The sequence below is a fragment of the Actinosynnema sp. NPDC050801 genome (genome assembly GCF_040673975.1).
Classification (GTDB): Bacteria; Actinomycetota; Actinomycetes; order Mycobacteriales; family Pseudonocardiaceae; genus Actinosynnema.
Genome location: NZ_JBFAQZ010000006.1, coordinates 1 through 19,130, shown reverse-complemented (window position 1 = coordinate 19,130; position 19,130 = coordinate 1). Strand labels below are relative to the sequence as shown.

Sequence of the window (19,130 nt, the reverse complement as noted above, 5' to 3'; positions counted from 1 at the left end):
ACGGGGTTGACATAACTCTGAACCTCTGGTTGAGAGTTTCAATCCGGGTGGAGATCCGTCCGGGCTGTGACACCGGTGGTCATCCACTCCAGCACATGAGCACGGACACGATCAGGAAGGCGGACCGATGACGCCCCCGCACAACTACCTCGCGGTGATAAAGGTCGTCGGCATCGGCGGTGGCGGTGTCAACGCCGTCAACCGCATGATCGAGGTCGGGCTCAAGGGCGTCGAGTTCATCGCGGTGAACACCGACGCCCAGGCGCTGCTCATGTCGGATGCCGACGTGAAGCTCGACATCGGCCGCGAACTCACCCGCGGCCTGGGAGCCGGCGCCAATCCCGAAGTCGGCCACAAGGCCGCCGAAGACCACCGCGAGGAGATCGAGGAAGTCCTCAAGGGCGCGGACATGGTGTTCGTGACCGCCGGCGAGGGCGGTGGCACGGGCACCGGTGGCGCGCCCGTGGTCGCCTCGATCGCCCGCAAGCTCGGCGCGTTGACCATCGGTGTGGTCACGCGACCGTTCTCGTTCGAGGGCAAGCGCCGCGCCAAGCAGGCCGAGGACGGCATCCAGGCCCTGCGCAACGAGTGCGACACCCTCATCGTGATCCCCAACGACCGGCTGCTGCAGCTCGGCGACATCGGCGTCTCGCTGATGGACGCGTTCCGCTCCGCGGACGAGGTGCTGCTGTCCGGTGTCCAGGGCATCACCGACCTGATCACCACCCCCGGTCTGATCAACCTCGACTTCGCCGACGTCAAGTCGGTCATGTCCGGCGCGGGCAGCGCGTTGATGGGCATCGGCTCGGCGCGTGGCGAGGGCAGAGCGGTGCAAGCCGCCCAGAAGGCGATCAACTCGCCGTTGCTGGAAGCCTCGATGGAGGGCGCGCACGGCGTGCTGCTCTCGATCGCCGGTGGCAGCGACCTCGGGCTGTTCGAGATCAACGAGTCGGCCTCGCTGGTGCAGGAGGCCGCCCACCCCGACGCGAACATCATCTTCGGAACGGTGATCGACGACTCCCTCGGCGACGAGGTCCGGGTCACGGTGATCGCGGCGGGTTTTGACAGTGGCGGGCCGACACACAAGAAGTTGGAGCCGCAGGCTCTGTCCAGCCCGCCGCGTGGCACGCCCGTGGCCTCGGCCACCGCGGGTCAGGTGAACCACACCCCGCAGCCCCAGCCGGTGCAGCAGGTGCCGCAGCCGCAGCCGGTGCAGCACCAGCCGCAGCCCGTGCAGCAGGTGGAGCAGCCGGTCGTGCCGCGGCCGACCGTGCCGCAGCAGCCGCAGACCGGCCCGGGCAACGGTCAGTCCCCGTACGCCGCGCCGCAGCCGACCATGCCGAGGTCGCTGTCGCCGGGCGTGCCGGGGAACACCGGCGGGTCGTTGCCGAACCGGGCCGTGCCGGTGACGGACGACCCGGACGACGAGGTCGACGTGCCGCCGTTCATGCGGCGCTGACCTCCGCCGGCCTTACCCGCGCCGCGCCGTCCCCCGGGACGGCGCGGCGCTCTACTTCCCCCCTCTCGCGAGTCGAACCTCCAGCTCCCGCGAGTCGAACGCTCAGGACCCCCGAGTTCAACGCTCAGGACGGCGAGTCGCAGTTCTGAGCGTTGAACTCGGGGTACGCGAAGGTTCGACTCGCGGGTCCTGAGGGTTCGACTCGCGGGTCTTGAGGGTTCGACTCGCGGGGCTTGAGGGTTCGACTCGCGGGACCTGGAGGTTCGACTCGCGGGGTCTGGGAAGCTTGGGGGGTGCGCATCCGTCGTGTCCTGACCACCCGCGAAGGCGGCGTGTCGAAAGCTCCCTACGACTCCTTCAACCTCGGTGACCACGTCGGTGACGACCCGGCCGCCGTCGCCGCCAACCGGCGTCGGCTGGCGGAGGGCATCGGGCTGAGCCCGGACCGGCTGGTCTGGATGGAACAGGTGCACGGCCGGACGGTCGGCGTCGTGGACGGGCCGGTGAGCGAGCCGCTGGAGGCCACGGACGCCGTCGTCACGGCGCGCGAGCGGCTGGGGCTGGTCGTGCTGACCGCGGACTGCGTGCCGGTGCTGCTCGGCGACCCGGAGGCGGGCGTGATCGCCGCCGTCCACGCCGGCCGCGTCGGCGCACGGGTCGGCGTCGTCCCGGCGGCCCTGGACCGCATGGTCGAACTGGGCGCGGCCAAGGACCGGGTCGAGGTCCTGCTCGGCCCGTCCGTCTGCGGCCAGTGCTACGAGGTGCCCGCCGCCATGCGCGACGACGTCGAGAAGCACCTCCCCGGCAGCGCGTCCAAGACCCGGTCCGGCAAGCCCGCCCTGGACCTGCGCGCCGGCATCTGGCAGCAGCTCGCCGACGCGGGCGTGGGCAGGATCGGCATCGACCCGCGCTGCACGGTCGAGGAGAGGTCGCTGTTCAGCCACCGCCGCGACCCGGGCACGGGACGGCTGGCGGGCGTCGTCTGGATGGAGCCGTGAACCGGCACGAGGAGCTGGCCCTGTCGCTGGCCGAGGTCACCGAGCGCATCGCCGAGGCCTGCGCCGCCGCGGGCCGGTCGCGGGACGAGGTGGAGCTGCTGGCCGTCACCAAGACCTTCCCGGCCGAGGACGTGGCGATCCTGAGCGACCTCGGGCTCACCGCGTTCGCCGAGAACCGGGACCAGGAGGCGAACCGCAAGACCGCCGAGTTCGCCGAGCTCCGCCCCGACGCCGCGGCCAGGTGGCACATGGTCGGCTCACTCCAGCGCAACAAGGCCAAGTCCGTCCTGCGCTGGGCCGACCGGATCGACACGGTCGACTCGACCCGGCTCGCCGACGCCGTCGCCAAGGCCGCGACCGAACCGACCGAGGTGCTGCTCCAGGTCAGCATCGACGGCGACGAGACCCGCGGCGGCCACCCGATCGGTGACCTTCCGCGACTGGCCGATCACGTAGCACGATCGAGTGAACTTATTCTTCGAGGTGTGATGACCGTCGCACCCCTCGGGATGTCTCCACAGCAGGCGTTTGCCGCTCTATACGAAGCGGTAACCCGCTTGCGAGCCGATCATCCCGGTGCCACCGTGATCTCGGCGGGGATGAGCGGTGACCTGGAGGATGCGATAGCGCACGGATCGACGTGCGTGCGTGTCGGAACAGCGTTGCTGGGCAGCCGGAGACTAGCCTCGCCGTAACTGTCCGGAACCTCTGGGACGGCCGCGACGTCCTTGCGGGTAGGGATCTCGGCGGAGGAAGGGCTCGAGCCATGAGCGGGTTTCACAAGCTGAAGGCCTACTTCGGGATGGTTCCCGCCGAGTACGCCGACGACCCGGCCGCCTACGACGACGACCGGCGCTACGCGGACTACCGGTCCGAGTACGCCGACCCGGACGACTACGAACCGTACCCGGAGCAGCGCACCGCGCGTCGTCGCCCGGTCAACGGCTACCGCGCCGAGCTGGACGACGCGGGCGACTACGAGCCGGAACGCGCCTCCCGCCCGCGCCGGCCGTGGAACCCGGAGACGCACGGCACGCTGGCCGTGGAGCCGCAGCGCGAGCCCGTGGGCAGGCTGCGGCCCGCCCCCGAGCCCGCGAGCAACCCGCTGGCCCGCATCACCACGCTGCACCCGCGCAGCTACAACGAGGCGCGGACCATCGGAGAGCACTACCGCGACGGCACCCCGGTGATCATGAACCTCACCGACATGAACGACGCGGACGCCAAGCGGCTGGTCGACTTCGCGGCCGGTCTGGCGTTCGCGCTGAGGGGCTCGATCGACAAGGTCACCAACAAGGTGTTCCTTCTCTCACCGCCCAACATCGACGTCACGGCCGAGGACCGGAGGCGACTCGCGGAGGGCGGGTTCCTCAGCCAGGGCTGAGTGGTGGCACAGTTGAACGTGTGGATGCCCTCTGGCTCGTGGTCTACTACGTGTTGTTCTCGTTCTGGCTGCTGCTCACGGCGCGTGTCGTCGTGGAGCTCGTCCGTAGTTTCGCCAGGGGATGGCGGCCTGCGGGTGGGGTCGCGGTGGCGCTTGAGACCGTATACACCGTGACCGATCCTCCGGTCCGCTTGCTGCGTCGGATCATCCCGACCGTGCGGATCGGCGGCATCGGACTGGACTTGTCCATTATTGTGCTGTTGCTGGTCGTTATCATTCTGATGCGAGTAGCCGATCCCAGGTGAGGGGACCAGGGATGTCCACAGCCCAGGAGTGCGTGAGGTGATCTGATGCCGTTGACCCCCGCGGACGTGCACAACGTCGCGTTCAGCAAGCCGCCGATTGGCAAGCGGGGCTACAACGAGGACGAAGTGGACGCGTTCCTCGACCTGGTTGAGGGCGAACTGGCCCGCCTGATCGAGGAGAACAACGACCTGCGTCAGCAGGTCGAGCAGCTCGACCAGCAGGTCGAGACCGCGCGTGCCGACCTCGAAGATGCCCGGGCGAAGGTTGCCGCAGGCGTCGGCCCGAGCCGCGTCGTGGACGAGCCCCGCAGGCTCGCACCGGTGCCGCCCCCTTCGGCGCTGGAGCAGACCTCGCCCGGCGGTGGTGGTGACCACCACGTCCAGGCGGCCAAGGTGCTCGGTCTGGCGCAGGAGATGGCCGACCGGCTCACCGGCGAGGCCAAGGCCGAGGCCGACGGGATGCTCTCGGAGGCCCGGACCAAGTCCGAGCAGCTGTTGTCCGAGGCTCGGTCCAAGGCCGACACGATGGTCAACGAGGCGCGCACGCGTGCCGAGACCATGCTCAACGACGCACGAACCCGCGCCGAGACGCTGGAGCGGCAGGCCCGTGAGAAGGCCAGCGCGCTCGACCGCGACGCGCAGCGCAAGCACGCCGAGGTGATGGGCAACATCACCCAGGAGAAGAACACGCTCGAGAAGCAGATCGACAAGCTGCAGACCTTCGAGCGCGAGTACCGCACCCGGCTCAAGACGATGCTGGAGTCCTCGTTGCGCGACCTGCAGGACCGCGGCCCCGCCGCGCCGTCCGACAGCCGCCAGCAGGGCGGGTACTCGTTCGGGGCGCGCGCCGAGGCCGGCTGATCGGCGTTGCTGATCTAGTCTGCTGCACGTGCTCTACATAGTCCTGCTGTTGGTGCTGGCAGCCCTGGGGTTGCTCGTGCCCGCGCTGACCAGCGCCCAGACCCACTGGGCCTGGTTGTCCGTGGGGACGAGCGGGGCCGCTGCCGTGGTCCTGGTGCTCGACTGGTGGCTCCGCCGCCGGTCGGGTCCCAGGGCTGCCGGCGCCGCAGTCGTCGGGCACCAGCCGGACGCGGCTGTTCGACCGGCCCCGGTTGCGGGCGCCGAGGACGACGCGCCGAGCGGTCCACCCGATCAGGCGGATGTCGAGCCTGGCGAGGAGGACACCGACGCGGCCGACGCCTTGATCGTGAGCGAGCTCACCGACGAGGTGCGGGTGCTGGACGAACGTCCGCGCTACCACCTGGCGGACTGCTCCGTGCTCACCGCCCGCACGTCGTTGGGCCTGCCCGTCGACGAGGCACGCCAACTGGGCTTCACGCCGTGCGCGGCGTGCCGCCCGGACGCCGGCCTGGCGGCCCGCAAGCGGGCCGCGGACCACTCCGAACCCGCCTAGCCGCGCGGTTCCGCCTGGCCGGGCTCGGACGAGCCGCGTGGGGGAACTGCTCAAAGTGGTTTGCGCGGTTCGGCTACCCTGGGTGGCAGCACGGCGTTGATCCGGCCATCACCGGGGAGCCTCCGGAAGAACGGGCGCGTGCCCCGGTGGGACACGCCTCAGTAGAACCGGACGGGAGCGGCCCGTCACAGCCGTCGACAAGAGAGGCCAGAGCCTTCGCGCCCTGGCAAGCGGGGTGGTACCGCGGTGCGCCTGACCGGCGTGTCGTCCCCGTGAGCCGGTTGACGCACGCGAGGAGCTGCACGATGGCCTACCCGAAGGCAGGCGAGGGGTCCGTTCCCTCCCAGCCGTCCTTCCCCGCCCTCGAGGAGGGCGTGCTCGGCTTCTGGGAGTCCGACCGGACGTTCCAGGCGTCGATCGAGTCCCGCCCGGCGGGGGACAACGGGTCGAACGAGTTCGTGTTCTACGACGGCCCGCCGTTCGCCAACGGCCTGCCGCACTACGGCCACCTGCTCACCGGCTACGTCAAGGACGTCGTCCCGCGCTACCAGACCATGCGCGGCAAGCACGTCGAACGCCGCTTCGGCTGGGACACCCACGGCCTGCCCGCCGAGGTCGAGGCGGAGAAGCAGCTCGGGTTCTCGTCCAAGAGCGAGATCGAGGCGTTCGGCATCGAGAAGTTCAACGACGCCTGCCGCACGTCGGTGCTGCGCTACACCGACCAGTGGCGCGACTACGTGACCCGGCAGGCCCGCTGGGTGGACTTCGACAACGACTACAAGACCCTCGACCTGGACTACATGGAAAGCGTCATGTGGGCCTTCAAGACCCTGTGGGACAAGGGCCTGGTCTACGAGGGCTTCCGGGTGCTCTGGTACTGCTGGCGCTGCGAGACGCCGCTGTCCAACACCGAGACCAAGATGGACGACACCTACCGGGACCGGCAGGACCCGGCGGTGACCGTCGGCCTGCGGCTGGAGACCGGCGAGCTGGCCCTGGTGTGGACGACCACGCCGTGGACGCTGCCGTCCAACCTGGCCGCCGCCGTGCACCCGGACGTCGACTACGTGACGGTCGAGGCGAACGGCGAGCGCTACCTGCTCGCCGAGGCCCGCGTCCCGGCGTACGCGCGCGAGCTGGGCGAGGAGCCGTCGGTGGTGGCCCGCTGCAAGGGCGCCGACCTGGTCGGGCGCCGGTACGCGCCGCCGTTCGACTTCTTCGTCGGACGGGAGAACGCGCACCAGGTGCTGGCCGCCGACTACGTCACCACCGAGGACGGCACGGGCCTGGTGCACATCGCCCCCGCCTTCGGTGAGGACGACAAGGTCGTCACCGACGCGGCGGGCATCGAGGTCGTCGTGCCGGTCGACGCGCACGGCCGGTTCACCGCCGAGGTGCCGCCGTACGAGGGTCAGCAGGTCTTCGAGGCGAACAAGGCGATCATCCGCGACCTGAAGCAAGCGGGTCTGCTGCTGCGCCACGAGACCTACGACCACCCGTACCCGCACTGCTGGCGGTGCGACAACGCGTTGATCCAGCGCGCCGTGTCGTCCTGGTTCGTCGCGGTCTCGAAGTTCAAGGACCGCATGGTCGAGCTGAACCAGCAGATCAACTGGGTGCCCGAGCACATAAAGGACGGCCAGTTCGGCAAGTGGCTGGAGAACGCCCGCGACTGGAACATCTCCCGCAACCGGTTCTGGGGCTCGCCGATCCCGGTGTGGGTGTCGGACGACCCGGAGTACCCGCGGGTGGACGTCTACGGCTCGCTGGACGAGCTGGAACGCGACTTCGGCGTGCGCCCGACCGACCTGCACCGGCCCGTCATCGACACGCTGACCAGGCCGAACCCGGACGACCCCACGGGTCGCTCGGTGATGCGGCGGGTGCCGGAGGTGCTGGACTGCTGGTTCGAGTCCGGCTCGATGTCGTTCGCCCAGGTGCACTACCCGTTCGACAACGCGCAGTGGTTCGAGGACCACTACCCGGGTGACTTCATCGTCGAGTACAACGGCCAGACGCGCGGCTGGTTCTACACCATGCACGTGCTGGCCACGGCCCTGTTCGACCGGCCGGCGTTCCGCAACTGCGTGGCGCACGGGATCGTGCTGGGCGACGACGGGCAGAAGATGTCCAAGTCGCGCAAGAACTACCCGAACGTGAACGAGGTGTTCGAGCGGGACGGCTCGGACGCGATGCGCTGGTTCCTGATGGCGTCGCCGATCCTGCGCGGCGGCGACCTGGTGGTGACCGAGCGCGGCATCCGCGACGCGGTGCGGCAGGCCGTGCTGCCGCTGTGGAACTCCTGGTACTTCCTGGCCCTGTACGCCAACGCGGACGGGGTCGAGGGGACGTGGCGGACCTCGTCGCAGCACGTGCTGGACCGGTACGTGCTGGCGAAGACGCACGACCTGGTGGCCGGCGTGACCGCGCAGCTGGACAACTACGACATCTCGGGCGCGTGCGCGTCGATCCGGGAGTTCCTGGAGGTGCTGACCAACTGGTACGTGCGGCGTTCGCGCGACCGGTTCTGGTCCGGCGACCAGGACGCGATCGACACACTGCACACCGTGCTGGAGGTCGTGTGCCGGGTGGTCGCGCCGCTGCTGCCGCTGACCACCGAGTCGGTCTGGCGTGGGCTGACCGGTGGCCGTTCGGTGCACCTGACCGACTACCCGGTCGCCGCGGACCTGCCCGCGGACGACGCCCTGGTGGCCGCGATGGACCAGGTGCGGCAGGTGGCGTCGACCGCGTTGTCGCTGCGCAAGTCGAACAAGCTGCGGGTGCGGCTGCCGCTGGCGAAGCTCGTCATCGCCGCGGCCGACGTCGCGCCGCTGGCGGCGTTCACCGAGGTCCTGCGGGACGAGGTGAACGTCAAGGAGGTCGAGCTGACCACGGACGTGGACGCGCACGGCCACTTCCAGCTGGCGGTCAACGCCCGTGCCGCCGGACCGCGCCTGGGTCCGGACGTGCAGAAGGTCATCAAGGCCGTGAAGGCCGGTGACTGGCAGGAGGTGGATGGCCGCGTCGTCGCCGCCGGGATCGAGCTGTTCCCGGAGGAGTACGAGCAGCGGCTGGTCGCCACCGACCAGGGCGCGACGGCGGCGCTGCCGAACAGCGGCGGGCTGGTCGTGCTGGATACGGCGGTGACGGAGGAGCTGGCCGCCGAGGGCGTCGCGCGGGACTTGGTGCGCGTGGTGCAGCAGGCGCGCAAGGACGCCGGGCTGGACGTGTCGGACCGGATCGCGTTGACGCTCCAGCTGCCGGCGGACGTGGAGGACGCGGTGCGCCGGTTCGAGGCGTTCCTGAAGGAGGAGACGCTGGCCGAGTCGGTGTCCTACGGCGAGGTCACCGAGGGTTCGGAGGGCGTGGTCGGCGAGGGCCGGAAGGTCCGCGTCGCGGTCACCAAGGTCTGACGCCGCGCCGGAGGGTCGCGGGCCACCGCCCGCGACCTGATGCGGGCGGCTGAGGCGGCGGGGAAGGACAAGACTGTTCTTCCCCGCCGCCGCCGTGCACGCTCGACGGCACTGATCGTCGACGCACCAGGTCGATGACCATCGTCGGGGACCTCGCCCAGACCGGGAACCCGGCAGGCGCCTCGTCGTGGGCCACAACGACCTGTACGTCTCCATGACCAGAGCCACCCACGGGCTGGGCATCGTGCACCCCGGCCGGCCAGCCGGTCAGCGCACGTCGTCCTCTTCCAGCCGGGCCTTGAGCCGGGTCAGGCAACGCCCGCGGGTCGGACCGATCGAGCCGCGCGGCATGGAGAGGGCCTCGGCCACGGCCCGGTACTCGGCCCGGCCGGCCAGCACGGTCAGCCGCAGCAGTTCCTGGCAGCGGCGGGACATGGAGTTGAACGCGCGCCAGAGGCGGCGGTCGCGGTCGTCGCGCAGGGCCTCCGGTTCCGGCAGCCAGCGGTCGTCGGGCATGTCGACGGCGGAGTCGGTGGACAGCGCCGGGCGGCCGTTGAGGTCGCGCCAGGCCCGTTGCGCCTCGCGGCGGGTGGCGACGATCAGCCAGCCGGCCACGGCCCGCGGCTCGGCCAGGCGGTCGAGGTGGCGCAGCAGGCTGAGCCACACGGTCTGCACGACGTCCTCCGCGGTGGCCTGGTCCAGGCCGTTGCCCCTGGCCACGTGCCACACCAACGGGGTCAGCTCGGCGACCAGCGACTCCAGCGCCTCCCGCGAACCGGACCGCGCGGCCTCGACCAGGGCCGCCTGCCGGTCGTACCGCGACGCCTGCGCCATGATCGCCGCCACGCCGAGGTCGTCCGCACCGGGATCCTCCGGGATGGCCTCGGCCAACTCGGCGCGCAGGTGGTCCAGCCGAGGGTCCAGCTCGTCGGTCATGACGTCCCCTTCCCGCGCTGCGAGCCGCGCACCCGTCGCTCCTCGTTGCCGACCTGCTCGCTGACCTTCGCCCGCGCCTCCGACACGTACCGCCGCACGGACGCCCGCCGGCAGCCCAGCACGTCGGCGATCTCGTCGTCGTCGAAGTCCCAGAACCGCAGCACCAGCGCGGTGCGCAGGTGGTCGGGCAGGTTCGCGACCGCCGCCAGCGTGCTGACCAGCTCGTGCCACGTCTCGGCGTCCCGCTGCTTGGGCACCAGGATCCGGTACGTGCCGCGCTGCCGGGCCACGACCTCGTCGGTCAGGTCGCCCGGCCGCTCCCGCCGGCGGGCCTGGTCCACCAGCAGGTTGCGGATCGTCTTCACCAGCCAAGCACGCCTGGCCTCCGGGGTGATCACCGGCCAGTGCCGCCACGCGCTGACGAACGCCTCCTGCACCGCGGACTCGTGGTCCAGGTGCGGTGACATCACGGCGGCGAAGCGGAACAGCCGGATCCGCTCCCGGTGGTAGAAGTCGCTGAAGGTGGCCGCGTGGTCGTCGGGGTCGTCCGGCGTCACGAACCCTCCCCCCTCTGGTCCCGGTAACGGGTAGACGGACCAGACCGGTGGTTGTGGAGGAAATCCGGTCAGGCGGGTCGCCGGGCGCCCCTCCGGAGACCCGCGCGCAGCAGCCGCACCCGGACCGACCACCTGGCCGGGTGAACGGGTGGGTGTCCGGCGGCGTGCGCCGCGTTGTCGAGCAGGTCTTCGACGAGCGCGTCGTGCAACCACCGGACGGCCAGTGGCCACCACAACCGCATCAGGCCGCGCGGCCGACCGGTCAGAGTGTGCCGCAACCCGCCCGGTACCGCTTCCAGCACGTGGGTGCCGACCAGGCCGACGCCGGGCGCGAAGGTGAACTCGGCCCGCCGGCCGGGCAGGTGGCCGGTGCAGCGGTAGCGCACGAACGAGTGACCGCCCTCCGCGCCGACGCCGAGCGGCCGGTCGAGCACCAGTGGTGGCCACCGGTCGGCGGGCCAGAGCTCCACCACCCGGTCGACCAGGCCGGCGGCGTCGGGGATCGGCCGGGTGTGCACGTTCTCGATCATCACGACCTCCATACGGGACCGTATGGTCCATTACCGTACGGTAGCGTACGGAGTCATGGCACGGCGGACGCGCGACGACTGGACCGGGGTCGCCCTGCGGGCGCTGGCCGAGGGCGGGGTGGCGGCCGTCGCCGTGGAACCGCTCGCGGCCAGGCTCGGTGCGACCAAGGGCAGCGCCTACTGGCACTTCCCCAACCGGGAAGCCCTGCTCAAGGCCACCCTCGAACGCTGGGAGCGCGAGCACACCGAGGCCGTCATCGAGATCGTCGAGTCGGTGCCCGAGCCGCTGGACAAGCTGCGCCTGCTGTTCGCCACCGTGCTGGAGCACGTCGAGGACAGCGCGGTCGAGCTGGCCATGCTCGCGGCCAAGGACGACCCGGCGGTCGAGCCGGTGCTGCGCCGCGTCACCGACCGCCGCATCGGCTACCTGGAGGAGCTGTTCGCCGAACTCGGGTTCGACGCCGACGTGGCGCACCAGCGGGCCGTGCTCGCCTACTCCGTCTACCTGGGGCAGGCGCAGCTGCTGTCGTCCACCCCGCACGTGGTCAAGGCGCGCCGCCAGTTGTTGGAGGAGACGCTGACCGCGGTGGTGTGCCGTGCCTGACGCGTTCCGGTTCGCGATCCGGGTCAAGCCGGGCGCGAAGCGCGAGGCCGTCGGCGGCCGGTGGGGTGACGGCGCGCTGGTCGTCGCCGTCGCCGCGCCCGCCGTGGAGGGCAAGGCGAACGAGGCCGTCCGCAAGGCGCTGGCCAAGGCGTTCGACGTGCGCAGGCAGGACGTCGAGGTGGTCGCGGGCGAGCGCGGCCGGGACAAGGTCGTGCAGGTCGACCCCGCCCCGGCCGGCGCACCCGAGGTGCTGGCGCGGCTGCTGGACGGTTAGGCCGCCAGCGTCCACACGGCGTGCGCGATGGCGTCGGTGTTGCGGTCCAACGCGGTCGCGTTCACGTTCGACCTGGTGTCGCACGAGCGGTGGTAGCAGCGGTCGAACGCGGTGCCGGCCGTGCCGCCCCACTTATGCGCCTGCGCGGAGGTCTTGGTGCCCTCCGCGCCGGTGAACGTGCCGCCGACCGGGATGCCCGCCCGCGCGAACGCCGCGTGGTCGGACCGACCGCCCACGCTGGTCAGCTCGGTCGGCACGCCGATCGAGCCGAAGTAGCCCTGGAGCACCTGCTGGAGCGCCGACGAGCCGGACGGCTGCCCGGACGCGCTGTAGACGAAGTAGCCCGGGTTCGGCGAGCCGATCATGTCGAAGTTGAGGTAGGCGTCGATCCGCGAGCGGTCCGTTGTGGACAGCGAGTTCACGTAGTGCGTCGAGCCGACCAGGCCCAGTTCCTCCGCGCCCCACCAGGCGAAGCGCAGGTGCTTGGTGGGGCGGAAGCCGGTGGACCGCACGGCCAGCGCGACTTCGAGCAGCCCGGCCGAGCCGGTGCCGTTGTCGTTGATGCCCGGGCCGGCCGACACGCTGTCGAGGTGCCCGCCGGCCATGACCACGTTGTCGGGGTCGCCGCCGGGCCAGTCGGCGATCAGGTTGTAGCCGGTGGCGCCGTTGCGGCTGAACGACTGCACCCGGGTGGTGAACCCGGCGGCGTCCAACTTGGACTTGACCCAGTTCACCGAGGCCAGGTAACCGGGACGGCCGTGCGCCCGGTTGCCGCCGTTGGCGTTCGCAATGCTCTGGAACTGGTCGAGGTCGGCCTGGACGGCGGACACCGGGATGTCCGGCCCGGCCAGGACGTGAGGTGGCGCGGCGGTGGCCGAGCCGGGGCCGGAGCCCAGGAGCGCGCCGGTCGTGACCAGCGCGACGGAGATCGTTCGCAGCTTCACGGTTTCTCCCGCAGGGTGTGGAGGTGACCGGGGCGGCGGACCCGTTCGTCAACATGCACGGTTCGACGTCGTTCGCGCTAGGGGCGTTCGGCTGGTGACGCCGCGGGGGTTGCCGGATTCGTCCATTTCGGTGTCGCCAGGGAGAATGACCCCGTCGAGTGATGTAGCGGGAACGACGGCCTGGAGGTCGAGTGGGCGGTGTGACGGGCTACCTGGGCATCGCCGCCGGCGTTCTGCTGCTCTCGGTCATCGCGGTTCGGGTGTCGATCAGGCTCGGTCTGCCATCCCTCCTGCTCTACCTGGGCATCGGCCTGCTGCTCGGTGAGGCCGTGCTCGGCATCCAGTTCGAGGACGCCGACCTGACCCGTTCGCTGGGCACCGTCGCGCTCGTGCTGATCCTCACCGAGGGCGGGCTGACCACCCGGTGGAGCGCGGTGAAGCCCGCGCTGGGCCTGGGCATCGCGTTGTCCACGGTGGCCGTCGGCGTGAGCATCGCGGTCACCGGGTTCGCGCTGCACTTCCTGCTCGACATGGACTGGCGCACGGCCCTGCTGTGGGGCGCGGTGCTGTCGTCCACCGACGCGGCGGCCGTGTTCAGCGTGCTGCGCGGGGTGGGGGTGCGCAAGCGGCTCATCGGCGCGCTCGAACTGGAGTCCGGCATCAACGACGCGCCGGTGTACATCGCCGTCGTGCTGCTCGCCGCCCCCGACCCGATCACGTGGACCGCGCCGTTGCTGATGGCCTACGAGCTCGTCGCGGGCGGGGTGATCGGGATCGTGCTCGGCTGGGTCGGCGGCGTGGGGCTGCGCCGGGCCGCGCTGCCCGCCACCGGCCTGTACCCGCTGGCCACGGTCGCCGTGTGCCTGCTCGCCTACACGGTCGGCGACCTCGCGCACGCGTCCGGCTTCCTCGCCGTCTACATCGCCGCCCTCGTGCTCGGCAACGCCCGCCTGCCGCACCGGGCGGACACCCTGTCGTTCGCCGAGGGGTTGGGCTGGATCGCGCAGATCGGGCTGTTCGTGCTGCTCGGCCTGTACGCCTCACCGGGACGCCTGCTCGACGTGCTGGTGCCCGCGCTGGTCGCGGGCGCGGTGCTGGTGCTGCTGGCCAGGCCGCTGTCGGTGCTCAGCGCGGCGCTGCCGTTCCGGGTGCCGTGGCGCGAACAGGTGTTCATCTCGTGGTCGGGGCTGCGCGGCGCGGTGCCGATCGTGTTCGCGCTGATCCCGCTGATCCAGGGCGTGCCGGGTGCGCAGCGGCTGGTGGACGCGGTGTTCGTGCTGGTGGTGGTGCTGACCGTGGTGCAGGGCACGAGCCTGCCGTGGCTGGCCAAGTGGCTCGGGCTGGTCAAGTCCGGGGAGGCGCAGGAGGTGCAGGTCGACTCGTCGGCGCTGGACGAGCTGGGTGCGGAACTCCTCCAGGTCCGCATCCAGCCCGGCTCCAAGCTGCACGGCGTGTACCTGTCGGAGCTGCGGCTGCCGCCCGGCTCGTCGGTCAGCCTCGTGGTGCGTGACGACAACGGCTTCACCCCGCAGCCGACGACCCGGTTGCAGGAGCACGACCAGCTGCTGGTGGTGTGCACCGAGGCCATGCGCACGGCGACCGAGCAGCGCATCCGGGCGGTCGACCGGGCGGGCCGGTTCGCCCGCTGGAAGGGCGACGTCGGCCTGCCGTGACGCTCCCAGGATGTGAACCGGACTCGACGCGGGGGCGCGGTCCGGGTTAACTTCGAACCGAAGGTCATGAGTGCCAGCGCGAAGCCCAGGCTCGCTGGCCGGCAACCCTCCTACCGCGGTGGGGTGCCCCTGGTGAGGACCTGGCCGGCGCGCAGGGCGTCCGGCAAGCGCGGGCTCCCCCTCCGGTGGGGTCCCGGACCCCGGAGGGCGTCATGACCATCGCAGTTCCCCTCACCAGCACCGTCGTCCGGCCGGAGAAGCCGGCACTGCCCCGCGTGGTCGGCGCGTCGCTGCGCGTGCCGCTGGTCACCGGTGAGCGCGTCGAGTACGCCAACCTCGACCACGCGGCCAGCGCGCCGTGCCTGGAGCAGGTCCGCGACGCGGTGGACGAGGTGCTGCCCTGGTACGCCAGCGTGCACCGGGGCGCGGGCTTCGCCTCGCAGGTCAGCACCCGCGTCTACGAGCAGGCCCGCACGTCGGTCCGCCGGTTCCTCAACGCCCGCGGCACCGACGCCGTCGTCTTCACCCGCAACACCACCGACGCGCTGAACCTGCTGGCCAGGAGCCTGCCGAAGCACACGGCCGTGACCCTGTTCGACACCGAGCACCACGCCGCGCTGCTGCCGTGGCGCGGCCCGAACGTGCGCCGCCTGCGCACCCCCGCGTCGCCCGCCCAGGCGGTGCTGGAGCTGGACCGGGCGCTGCGCGAGGCGCCGGTCGGCCCGCGCCTGGTCGTGGTCACGGGGGCGTCCAACGTGACCGGCGAGCTCTGGCCGGTGGCCGAACTGGCGCGCGTCGCCCGCAGGCACGGCGCCCGGATCGCCCTGGACGCCGCCCAGCTCGCGCCGCACCGGCCGGTGGACGTGCGCGCGCTCGACGTCGACTACACCGTGCTGTCCGGGCACAAGGTCTACGCGCCGTTCGGCGCGGGCGTGCTGGTCGGCCGGTCGGACTGGTTGCAGGCCGCCGAGCCGTACCTGGTGGGCGGCGGTGCGACGGCCCGCGTCACCGACCACGGCGACCGGCTCGGCGTGGCCTGGTCGGCGGTGCCCGAGCGGCACGAGGCCGGCACCCCGAACGTGGTGGGCGTGCACGCGCTGGCCGTGGCGTGCGACGTGCTGGGCAGGCACTGGGAGCAGACCACCGAGCACGAGCGGGTGCTGCTGGCCAGGCTGCGGGCGGGCCTGCGGACCGTGCCGGGCGTGCACGAGCTGACGTTGTTCGGCCCGGACCAGGACCGGGTGGGCGTGGTGAGCTTCACCGTCGGCGGTCAGGACGCCGGCTACCTGGCAGCGGCGCTGAGCGCCGAGCACGGCATCGGTGTGCGCGACGGCGCGTTCTGCGCCCACGTGGCCGTGCACCGCCTCGCCCACGGCGAACGGGCGCTGCGTGCGTCGATCGGCCTGGGCACCACCGAGGAGCACGTGGACCGCTTCGTGGCCGCGCTGCGCGCGCTCGTCGTCGAGGGTTCGCGGTGGGAGTACGAGCAGCGCGACGGCCGTTGGGTGCCGCTGGACGACCAGCGCGCGCTCCCGCCGTTCCTGCGCTGACCCCGATGCTGGACAATGGCCCGGTGAGCACCGATCCCAACACCGAGCCGGACACGCCGGACCAGCCGGACCAGCCGCTGCCGAAGCGACGGGTCCTCCTGCTGGCCGTCATCGCGCCGCTCGTGTTGGCGCTCGACCTGGTCACCAAGATCCTCGCGGTGGAGCACCTGGAGGGGCGTGAGCCGGTCGAGCTGCTCGGCGGCCTGCTCTACCTGCCGCTGATCCGCAACACCGGCGCCGCGTTCGGCCTGGCCGAGGGCTGGACGGTGATCCTCGCCCTGATCGCGTCCGGTGTCGTCGTGTTCATCCTGTGGATCGCGCGCCGGCTGCGGTCGGTCGGCTGGGCCATCGGCCTGGGCCTGGTCCTGGGCGGCGCGATGGGCAACCTGGTGGACCGGATCTTCCGCGGTCCCGGCCCGCTGCGCGGCGGCGTGGTCGACTTCATCTCGGTGCTCGACCCCTGGGGCAACTTCTTCCCGGTGTTCAACCTGGCCGACTCGGCCATCTGCGTGGGCGGCGGCGTGATCGTGCTGATGGCGCTGCTCCAGCGCGACTACGACGGCACCCGCGTGGAGAAGAAGCCCGGATCCCAGTCAGAGAAGAAGGCGGGCGCATGACCGGCGACTACCGGACCCTGCCCGTGCCGGACGGCTTGGACGGGATGCGGGTCGACGCCGGCCTGGCCAAGCTCCTCGGCCTGTCCCGCACGGTCGTCGCCGCGCTGACCGAATCGGGTGACGTCGTGCTCGACGGGCAACCTGCGGGCAAGTCGGACCGCCTGATCGCGGGTTCCGTGCTGGAGGTCACCCTCCCCGAGCCCGAACGCCCGGTGCAGGTGCAGGCGGTGCCCGTGGAGGGCCTGATCGTCCTGCACGAGGACGACGACGTGATCGTGGTCGACAAGCCGGTCGGCGTGGCCGTGCACCCCAGCCCCGGCTGGACCGGTCCGACCGTGGTGGGCGGCCTGGCCGCGGCCGGCATCCGGATCGCCACGTCCGGCGCCGCCGAGCGGCAGGGCGTCGTGCACCGGCTGGACGTCGGCACGACCGGCGTCATGGTGGTGGCGAAGAGCGAGAGCGCCTACTCGGCGTTGAAGCACGCCTTCAAGGAGCGCACGGTCGACAAGCTCTACCACGCGCTCGTGCAGGGCCACCCGGACCCGATCAAGGGCACCATCGACGCCCCGATCGACCGGCACCCCAAGCACGACTACAAGTTCGCCGTGATGGCCAACGGCAAGCCGAGCATCACGCACTACGAGGTGGTCGAGGCCTTCCGGGCCGCGTCACTGCTCGACGTGCACCTCGAAACCGGCCGCACGCACCAGATCCGGGTCCACTTCTCCGCGCTGCGGCACCCGTGCGTCGGGGACCTGACCTACGGCGCCGACCCCGTGCTGGCCAAGCGCCTCGGCGTCACCCGGCAGTGGCTGCACGCCAGGACGTTGGGCTTCCACCACCCGGCCGACGGCCAGTGGGTGTCCTACACCAGCGAGTACCCGGACGACCTCTCCAGCGCCCTGGAACTGTTGCGGGCCGAGGGTTACTGACGGATTTTCGCGCAAGTCTTGCGCTTGGCGCGTGATGTGTGCCATATCGCTTTCCCCCGGTCGTTTGTCTTGCGAAGCTTTTGACAGACGAGCCTGGGGGATGGCGGATGGACAGCAGAACCCGACTGGTGGCACTACTGGGCACGCTGTGCCTGCTCGGACCGCTCTCGATCGACACGTACCTGCCCGCGTTCCCCGCCATCGCGGGCGAGTTCGGCTCGACCGAGTCGCAGATCCAGTTGTCGTTGACCACGTTCATCATCGGGCTGTCGGTCGGGCAGCTGCTGGTGGGCCCGCTGTCGGACTCGTGGGGCAGGCGGCGGCCGCTGCTGTTCGGCATCGCGAGCTACGTCGTGGTGTCGCTCTTCTGCGCGGTCGCGCCGAGCGCCCTCGCGCTGTCCGGCCTGCGCCTGCTCCAGGGGCTCGGCGTGGCGGCCGGGTTCGTGGTGGCGATGGCGGTCGCGCGCGACCGGTTCGAAGGCCTGGCGATGGCGCGGTTCATGTCGCTGATGATGCTGGTCAACAGCCTGGGGCCGGTGGTGGCCCCGGTGCTGGGCGGGCAGCTGCTGCGGTTCACCAGCTGGCGCGGCACGTTCGTCGCGCTCGCCGTGGTCGGGGCGGCCCTGCTGGTCGCGCTGGCCGTCGGTCTGCCGGAGACGTTGCCCAAGGCCAAGCGGCGGCCGGCGAACCTGCTGCTCACGGTCAAGGTGTTCGGCGGGCTGCTGGCCGACCGCAAGTTCCTCGGCTACGCCCTGGCGTCCGCGCTGGCCCTCGGCTCGCTGTTCGGCTACGTGGCGGGGGCGTCGTTCGTGCTCCAGGGCGTGTACGGGCTGACGCCGCAGCAGTTCAGCCTGGTGTTCGGCGCGAACTCGGTGGCGATCGTCCTGGCCGGCCTGCTCAACACCAGGCTCACCGGCCGGATCATGCCCCGTCCGCTGCTCAAGATCGGGTTGGCGGGCGCCTCGGTCGGCGGCGTCGGGTTGCTCGTCGGTGGCCTGGTCGGTGGTGGGCTGGCGACGTTCCTGCCGCCCCTGTTCGTGCTCACGATGAGCGTCGGCCTGCTCATGCCGAACGCCGGCGCGTTGGCGATGTCCCGGCACCCGGAGGCGGCGGGCAGCGCGTCGGCGGTGCTGGGCGTGCTGACGTTCCTGGTGGGCGGCCTCATGGCACCGCTGGTCGGCGCCGGCGGCTCGGCCAGCGTGCTGCCGATGGTGACCGTCATGGCGGCCGCCACGACCCTGGCCGTGCTCGTCTTCGCCACCATGACCAAGGGCGACATCGGCATCACCCGCGACCCCGCCCCCGTCCCCACCGCCTGAGTCCTGCGGTCCAAGGCCTGCGACCTGCAACCTGCAACCTGCGGCCTGCGGTTCTACTACGGGACCACCATGCGAGGTCGCGTCGGTCGTTCGCGTCCTCATTTCCCGGCGATCACGCTCTTCGATCGTCGCACGCTGTCGCCGCCCGGCTGGGCGCACTCCTCGGAAGGCCGAGACCATGAAGGTGCACCACCTGAACTGCGGCACCATGCGCCCGTTCG

19 protein-coding genes and 1 riboswitch are annotated in these 19,130 nt (G+C 71.4%); of the genes, 15 read left to right on the top strand and 4 right to left on the bottom strand.

Features of this window, described 5'->3' with window-relative positions; all coding sequences use genetic code 11:
- The first annotated feature begins 127 nt into the window (after positions 1–127).
- From ftsZ to ileS, 8 genes are all read left to right on the top strand, one after another.
- The gene (ftsZ, locus tag AB0K14_RS15050; RefSeq protein ID WP_360447583.1) at positions 128–1,459 is read left to right on the top strand and encodes a cell division protein FtsZ; all 1,332 of its coding nucleotides are present in this window, start codon (positions 128–130) and stop codon (positions 1,457–1,459) included.
- A 293-nt stretch (positions 1,460–1,752) separates the two neighbouring features.
- The gene (gene pgeF, locus AB0K14_RS15045) at positions 1,753–2,457 is read left to right on the top strand and encodes a peptidoglycan editing factor PgeF (protein WP_360465840.1); all 705 of its coding nucleotides are present in this window, start codon (positions 1,753–1,755) and stop codon (positions 2,455–2,457) included.
- Positions 2,454–3,152 carry a YggS family pyridoxal phosphate-dependent enzyme gene (locus AB0K14_RS15040; RefSeq protein WP_360465842.1) on the top strand — a complete coding sequence of 233 codons (699 nt, stop codon included), beginning with the start codon at positions 2,454–2,456 and terminating at the stop codon, positions 3,150–3,152. The genes pgeF and AB0K14_RS15040 overlap by 4 nt, the downstream gene beginning before the upstream one ends.
- Before the next feature lie 71 nt (positions 3,153–3,223).
- On the top strand, positions 3,224–3,841 hold the full coding sequence (locus AB0K14_RS15035; protein WP_360465845.1) for a cell division protein SepF: 618 nt from the start codon (positions 3,224–3,226) through the stop codon (positions 3,839–3,841).
- Between the two features lie 20 nt (positions 3,842–3,861).
- Positions 3,862–4,146: a YggT family protein gene (locus tag AB0K14_RS15030; RefSeq protein ID WP_033437765.1), complete on the top strand. Its 285-nt coding sequence runs from the start codon at positions 3,862–3,864 to the stop codon at positions 4,144–4,146.
- A gap of 45 nt (positions 4,147–4,191) precedes the next feature.
- Positions 4,192–5,007: a DivIVA domain-containing protein gene (locus tag AB0K14_RS15025; RefSeq protein WP_360465848.1), complete on the top strand. Its 816-nt coding sequence runs from the start codon at positions 4,192–4,194 to the stop codon at positions 5,005–5,007.
- A gap of 28 nt (positions 5,008–5,035) precedes the next feature.
- A complete protein-coding gene (locus tag AB0K14_RS15020) occupies positions 5,036–5,560 on the top strand; it encodes a hypothetical protein (RefSeq protein WP_360465850.1) in 525 nt (174 codons plus the stop codon).
- 305 nt (positions 5,561–5,865) lie between these two features.
- Positions 5,866–8,973: an isoleucine--tRNA ligase gene (gene ileS, locus AB0K14_RS15015; protein WP_360465853.1), complete on the top strand. Its 3,108-nt coding sequence runs from the start codon at positions 5,866–5,868 to the stop codon at positions 8,971–8,973.
- A 267-nt stretch (positions 8,974–9,240) separates the two neighbouring features.
- On the opposite strand, the gene AB0K14_RS15010 is transcribed toward ileS, so the two are convergent.
- The 3 genes from AB0K14_RS15010 to AB0K14_RS15000 all read right to left on the bottom strand — a co-directional run bounded on the left by AB0K14_RS15010 (position 9,241) and on the right by AB0K14_RS15000 (position 10,996).
- Positions 9,241–9,807, bottom strand: coding sequence for a sigma-70 family RNA polymerase sigma factor (locus AB0K14_RS15010; RefSeq protein WP_360465884.1), 567 nt, complete (start codon positions 9,805–9,807; stop codon positions 9,241–9,243).
- 98 nt (positions 9,808–9,905) lie between these two features.
- The gene (locus AB0K14_RS15005) at positions 9,906–10,466 is read right to left on the bottom strand and encodes a sigma-70 family RNA polymerase sigma factor (RefSeq protein WP_360465856.1); all 561 of its coding nucleotides are present in this window, start codon (positions 10,464–10,466) and stop codon (positions 9,906–9,908) included.
- Positions 10,467–10,534: 68 nt separating this feature from the next.
- Entirely contained in the window at positions 10,535–10,996 is a 462-nt protein-coding gene (locus AB0K14_RS15000; protein ID WP_360465859.1) for an SRPBCC family protein, read from the bottom strand.
- 55 nt (positions 10,997–11,051) lie between these two features.
- Here AB0K14_RS15000 and AB0K14_RS14995 point away from each other — a divergent pair, with 55 nt between their 5' ends.
- Together AB0K14_RS14995 and AB0K14_RS14990 are read left to right on the top strand one after the other, a co-directional pair.
- On the top strand, positions 11,052–11,600 hold the full coding sequence (locus AB0K14_RS14995; protein WP_360465862.1) for a TetR/AcrR family transcriptional regulator: 549 nt from the start codon (positions 11,052–11,054) through the stop codon (positions 11,598–11,600).
- A complete protein-coding gene (locus AB0K14_RS14990) occupies positions 11,593–11,874 on the top strand; it encodes a DUF167 domain-containing protein (RefSeq protein WP_360465864.1) in 282 nt (93 codons plus the stop codon). Before AB0K14_RS14995 ends, AB0K14_RS14990 begins: the two co-directional genes overlap by 8 nt.
- Here AB0K14_RS14990 and AB0K14_RS14985 read toward each other — a convergent pair.
- Entirely contained in the window at positions 11,871–12,818 is a 948-nt protein-coding gene (locus AB0K14_RS14985; RefSeq protein ID WP_360465867.1) for a M28 family metallopeptidase, read from the bottom strand. The genes AB0K14_RS14990 and AB0K14_RS14985 overlap by 4 nt on opposite strands.
- 191 nt (positions 12,819–13,009) lie before the next feature.
- On the opposite strand from AB0K14_RS14985, the gene AB0K14_RS14980 reads away from it, so the two are divergent.
- The 5 genes from AB0K14_RS14980 (at position 13,010) to AB0K14_RS14960 (ending at position 18,909) form a co-directional block, all read left to right on the top strand.
- Positions 13,010–14,491: a potassium/proton antiporter gene (locus tag AB0K14_RS14980; protein ID WP_360465869.1), complete on the top strand. Its 1,482-nt coding sequence runs from the start codon at positions 13,010–13,012 to the stop codon at positions 14,489–14,491.
- Positions 14,492–14,553: 62 nt separating this feature from the next.
- Positions 14,554–14,667, top strand: a riboswitch (SAM riboswitch).
- Positions 14,668–14,703: 36 nt separating this feature from the next.
- Positions 14,704–16,041 (top strand): aminotransferase class V-fold PLP-dependent enzyme, encoded by a 1,338-nt coding sequence (locus AB0K14_RS14975; protein WP_360465872.1) that lies wholly within the window; start codon positions 14,704–14,706, stop codon positions 16,039–16,041.
- Between the two features lie 23 nt (positions 16,042–16,064).
- Positions 16,065–16,658: a signal peptidase II gene (lspA, locus tag AB0K14_RS14970; protein WP_360465875.1), complete on the top strand. Its 594-nt coding sequence runs from the start codon at positions 16,065–16,067 to the stop codon at positions 16,656–16,658.
- Complete coding sequence (locus AB0K14_RS14965; protein WP_360465878.1) at positions 16,655–17,590, top strand: RluA family pseudouridine synthase; 936 nt, start codon at positions 16,655–16,657, stop codon at positions 17,588–17,590. Before lspA ends, AB0K14_RS14965 begins: the two co-directional genes overlap by 4 nt.
- A gap of 107 nt (positions 17,591–17,697) precedes the next feature.
- A complete protein-coding gene (locus tag AB0K14_RS14960; RefSeq protein WP_360465881.1) occupies positions 17,698–18,909 on the top strand; it encodes a multidrug effflux MFS transporter in 1,212 nt (403 codons plus the stop codon).
- The last annotated feature ends 221 nt before the right edge of the window (positions 18,910–19,130 follow it).

Excerpts from the sequence above, each read along its gene's own strand:
- ftsZ (WP_360447583.1), top strand. The coding sequence starts at position 128 with ATGACGCCCCCGCACAACTACCTCGCGGTGATAAAGGTCGTCGGCATC.
- AB0K14_RS15035 (WP_360465845.1), top strand. The coding sequence starts at position 3,224 with ATGAGCGGGTTTCACAAGCTGAAGGCCTACTTCGGGATGGTTCCCGCC.
- AB0K14_RS15025 (WP_360465848.1), top strand. The coding sequence starts at position 4,192 with ATGCCGTTGACCCCCGCGGACGTGCACAACGTCGCGTTCAGCAAGCCG.
- ileS (WP_360465853.1), top strand. The coding sequence starts at position 5,866 with ATGGCCTACCCGAAGGCAGGCGAGGGGTCCGTTCCCTCCCAGCCGTCC.
- AB0K14_RS15010 (WP_360465884.1), bottom strand. The coding sequence starts at position 9,807 with ATGGCGCAGGCGTCGCGGTACGACCGGCAGGCGGCCCTGGTCGAGGCC.
- AB0K14_RS15000 (WP_360465859.1), bottom strand. The coding sequence starts at position 10,996 with ATGATCGAGAACGTGCACACCCGGCCGATCCCCGACGCCGCCGGCCTG.
- AB0K14_RS14995 (WP_360465862.1), top strand. The coding sequence starts at position 11,052 with ATGGCACGGCGGACGCGCGACGACTGGACCGGGGTCGCCCTGCGGGCG.
- AB0K14_RS14975 (WP_360465872.1), top strand. The coding sequence starts at position 14,704 with ATGACCATCGCAGTTCCCCTCACCAGCACCGTCGTCCGGCCGGAGAAG.
- AB0K14_RS14965 (WP_360465878.1), top strand. The coding sequence starts at position 16,655 with ATGACCGGCGACTACCGGACCCTGCCCGTGCCGGACGGCTTGGACGGG.
- AB0K14_RS14960 (WP_360465881.1), top strand. The coding sequence starts at position 17,698 with ATGGACAGCAGAACCCGACTGGTGGCACTACTGGGCACGCTGTGCCTG.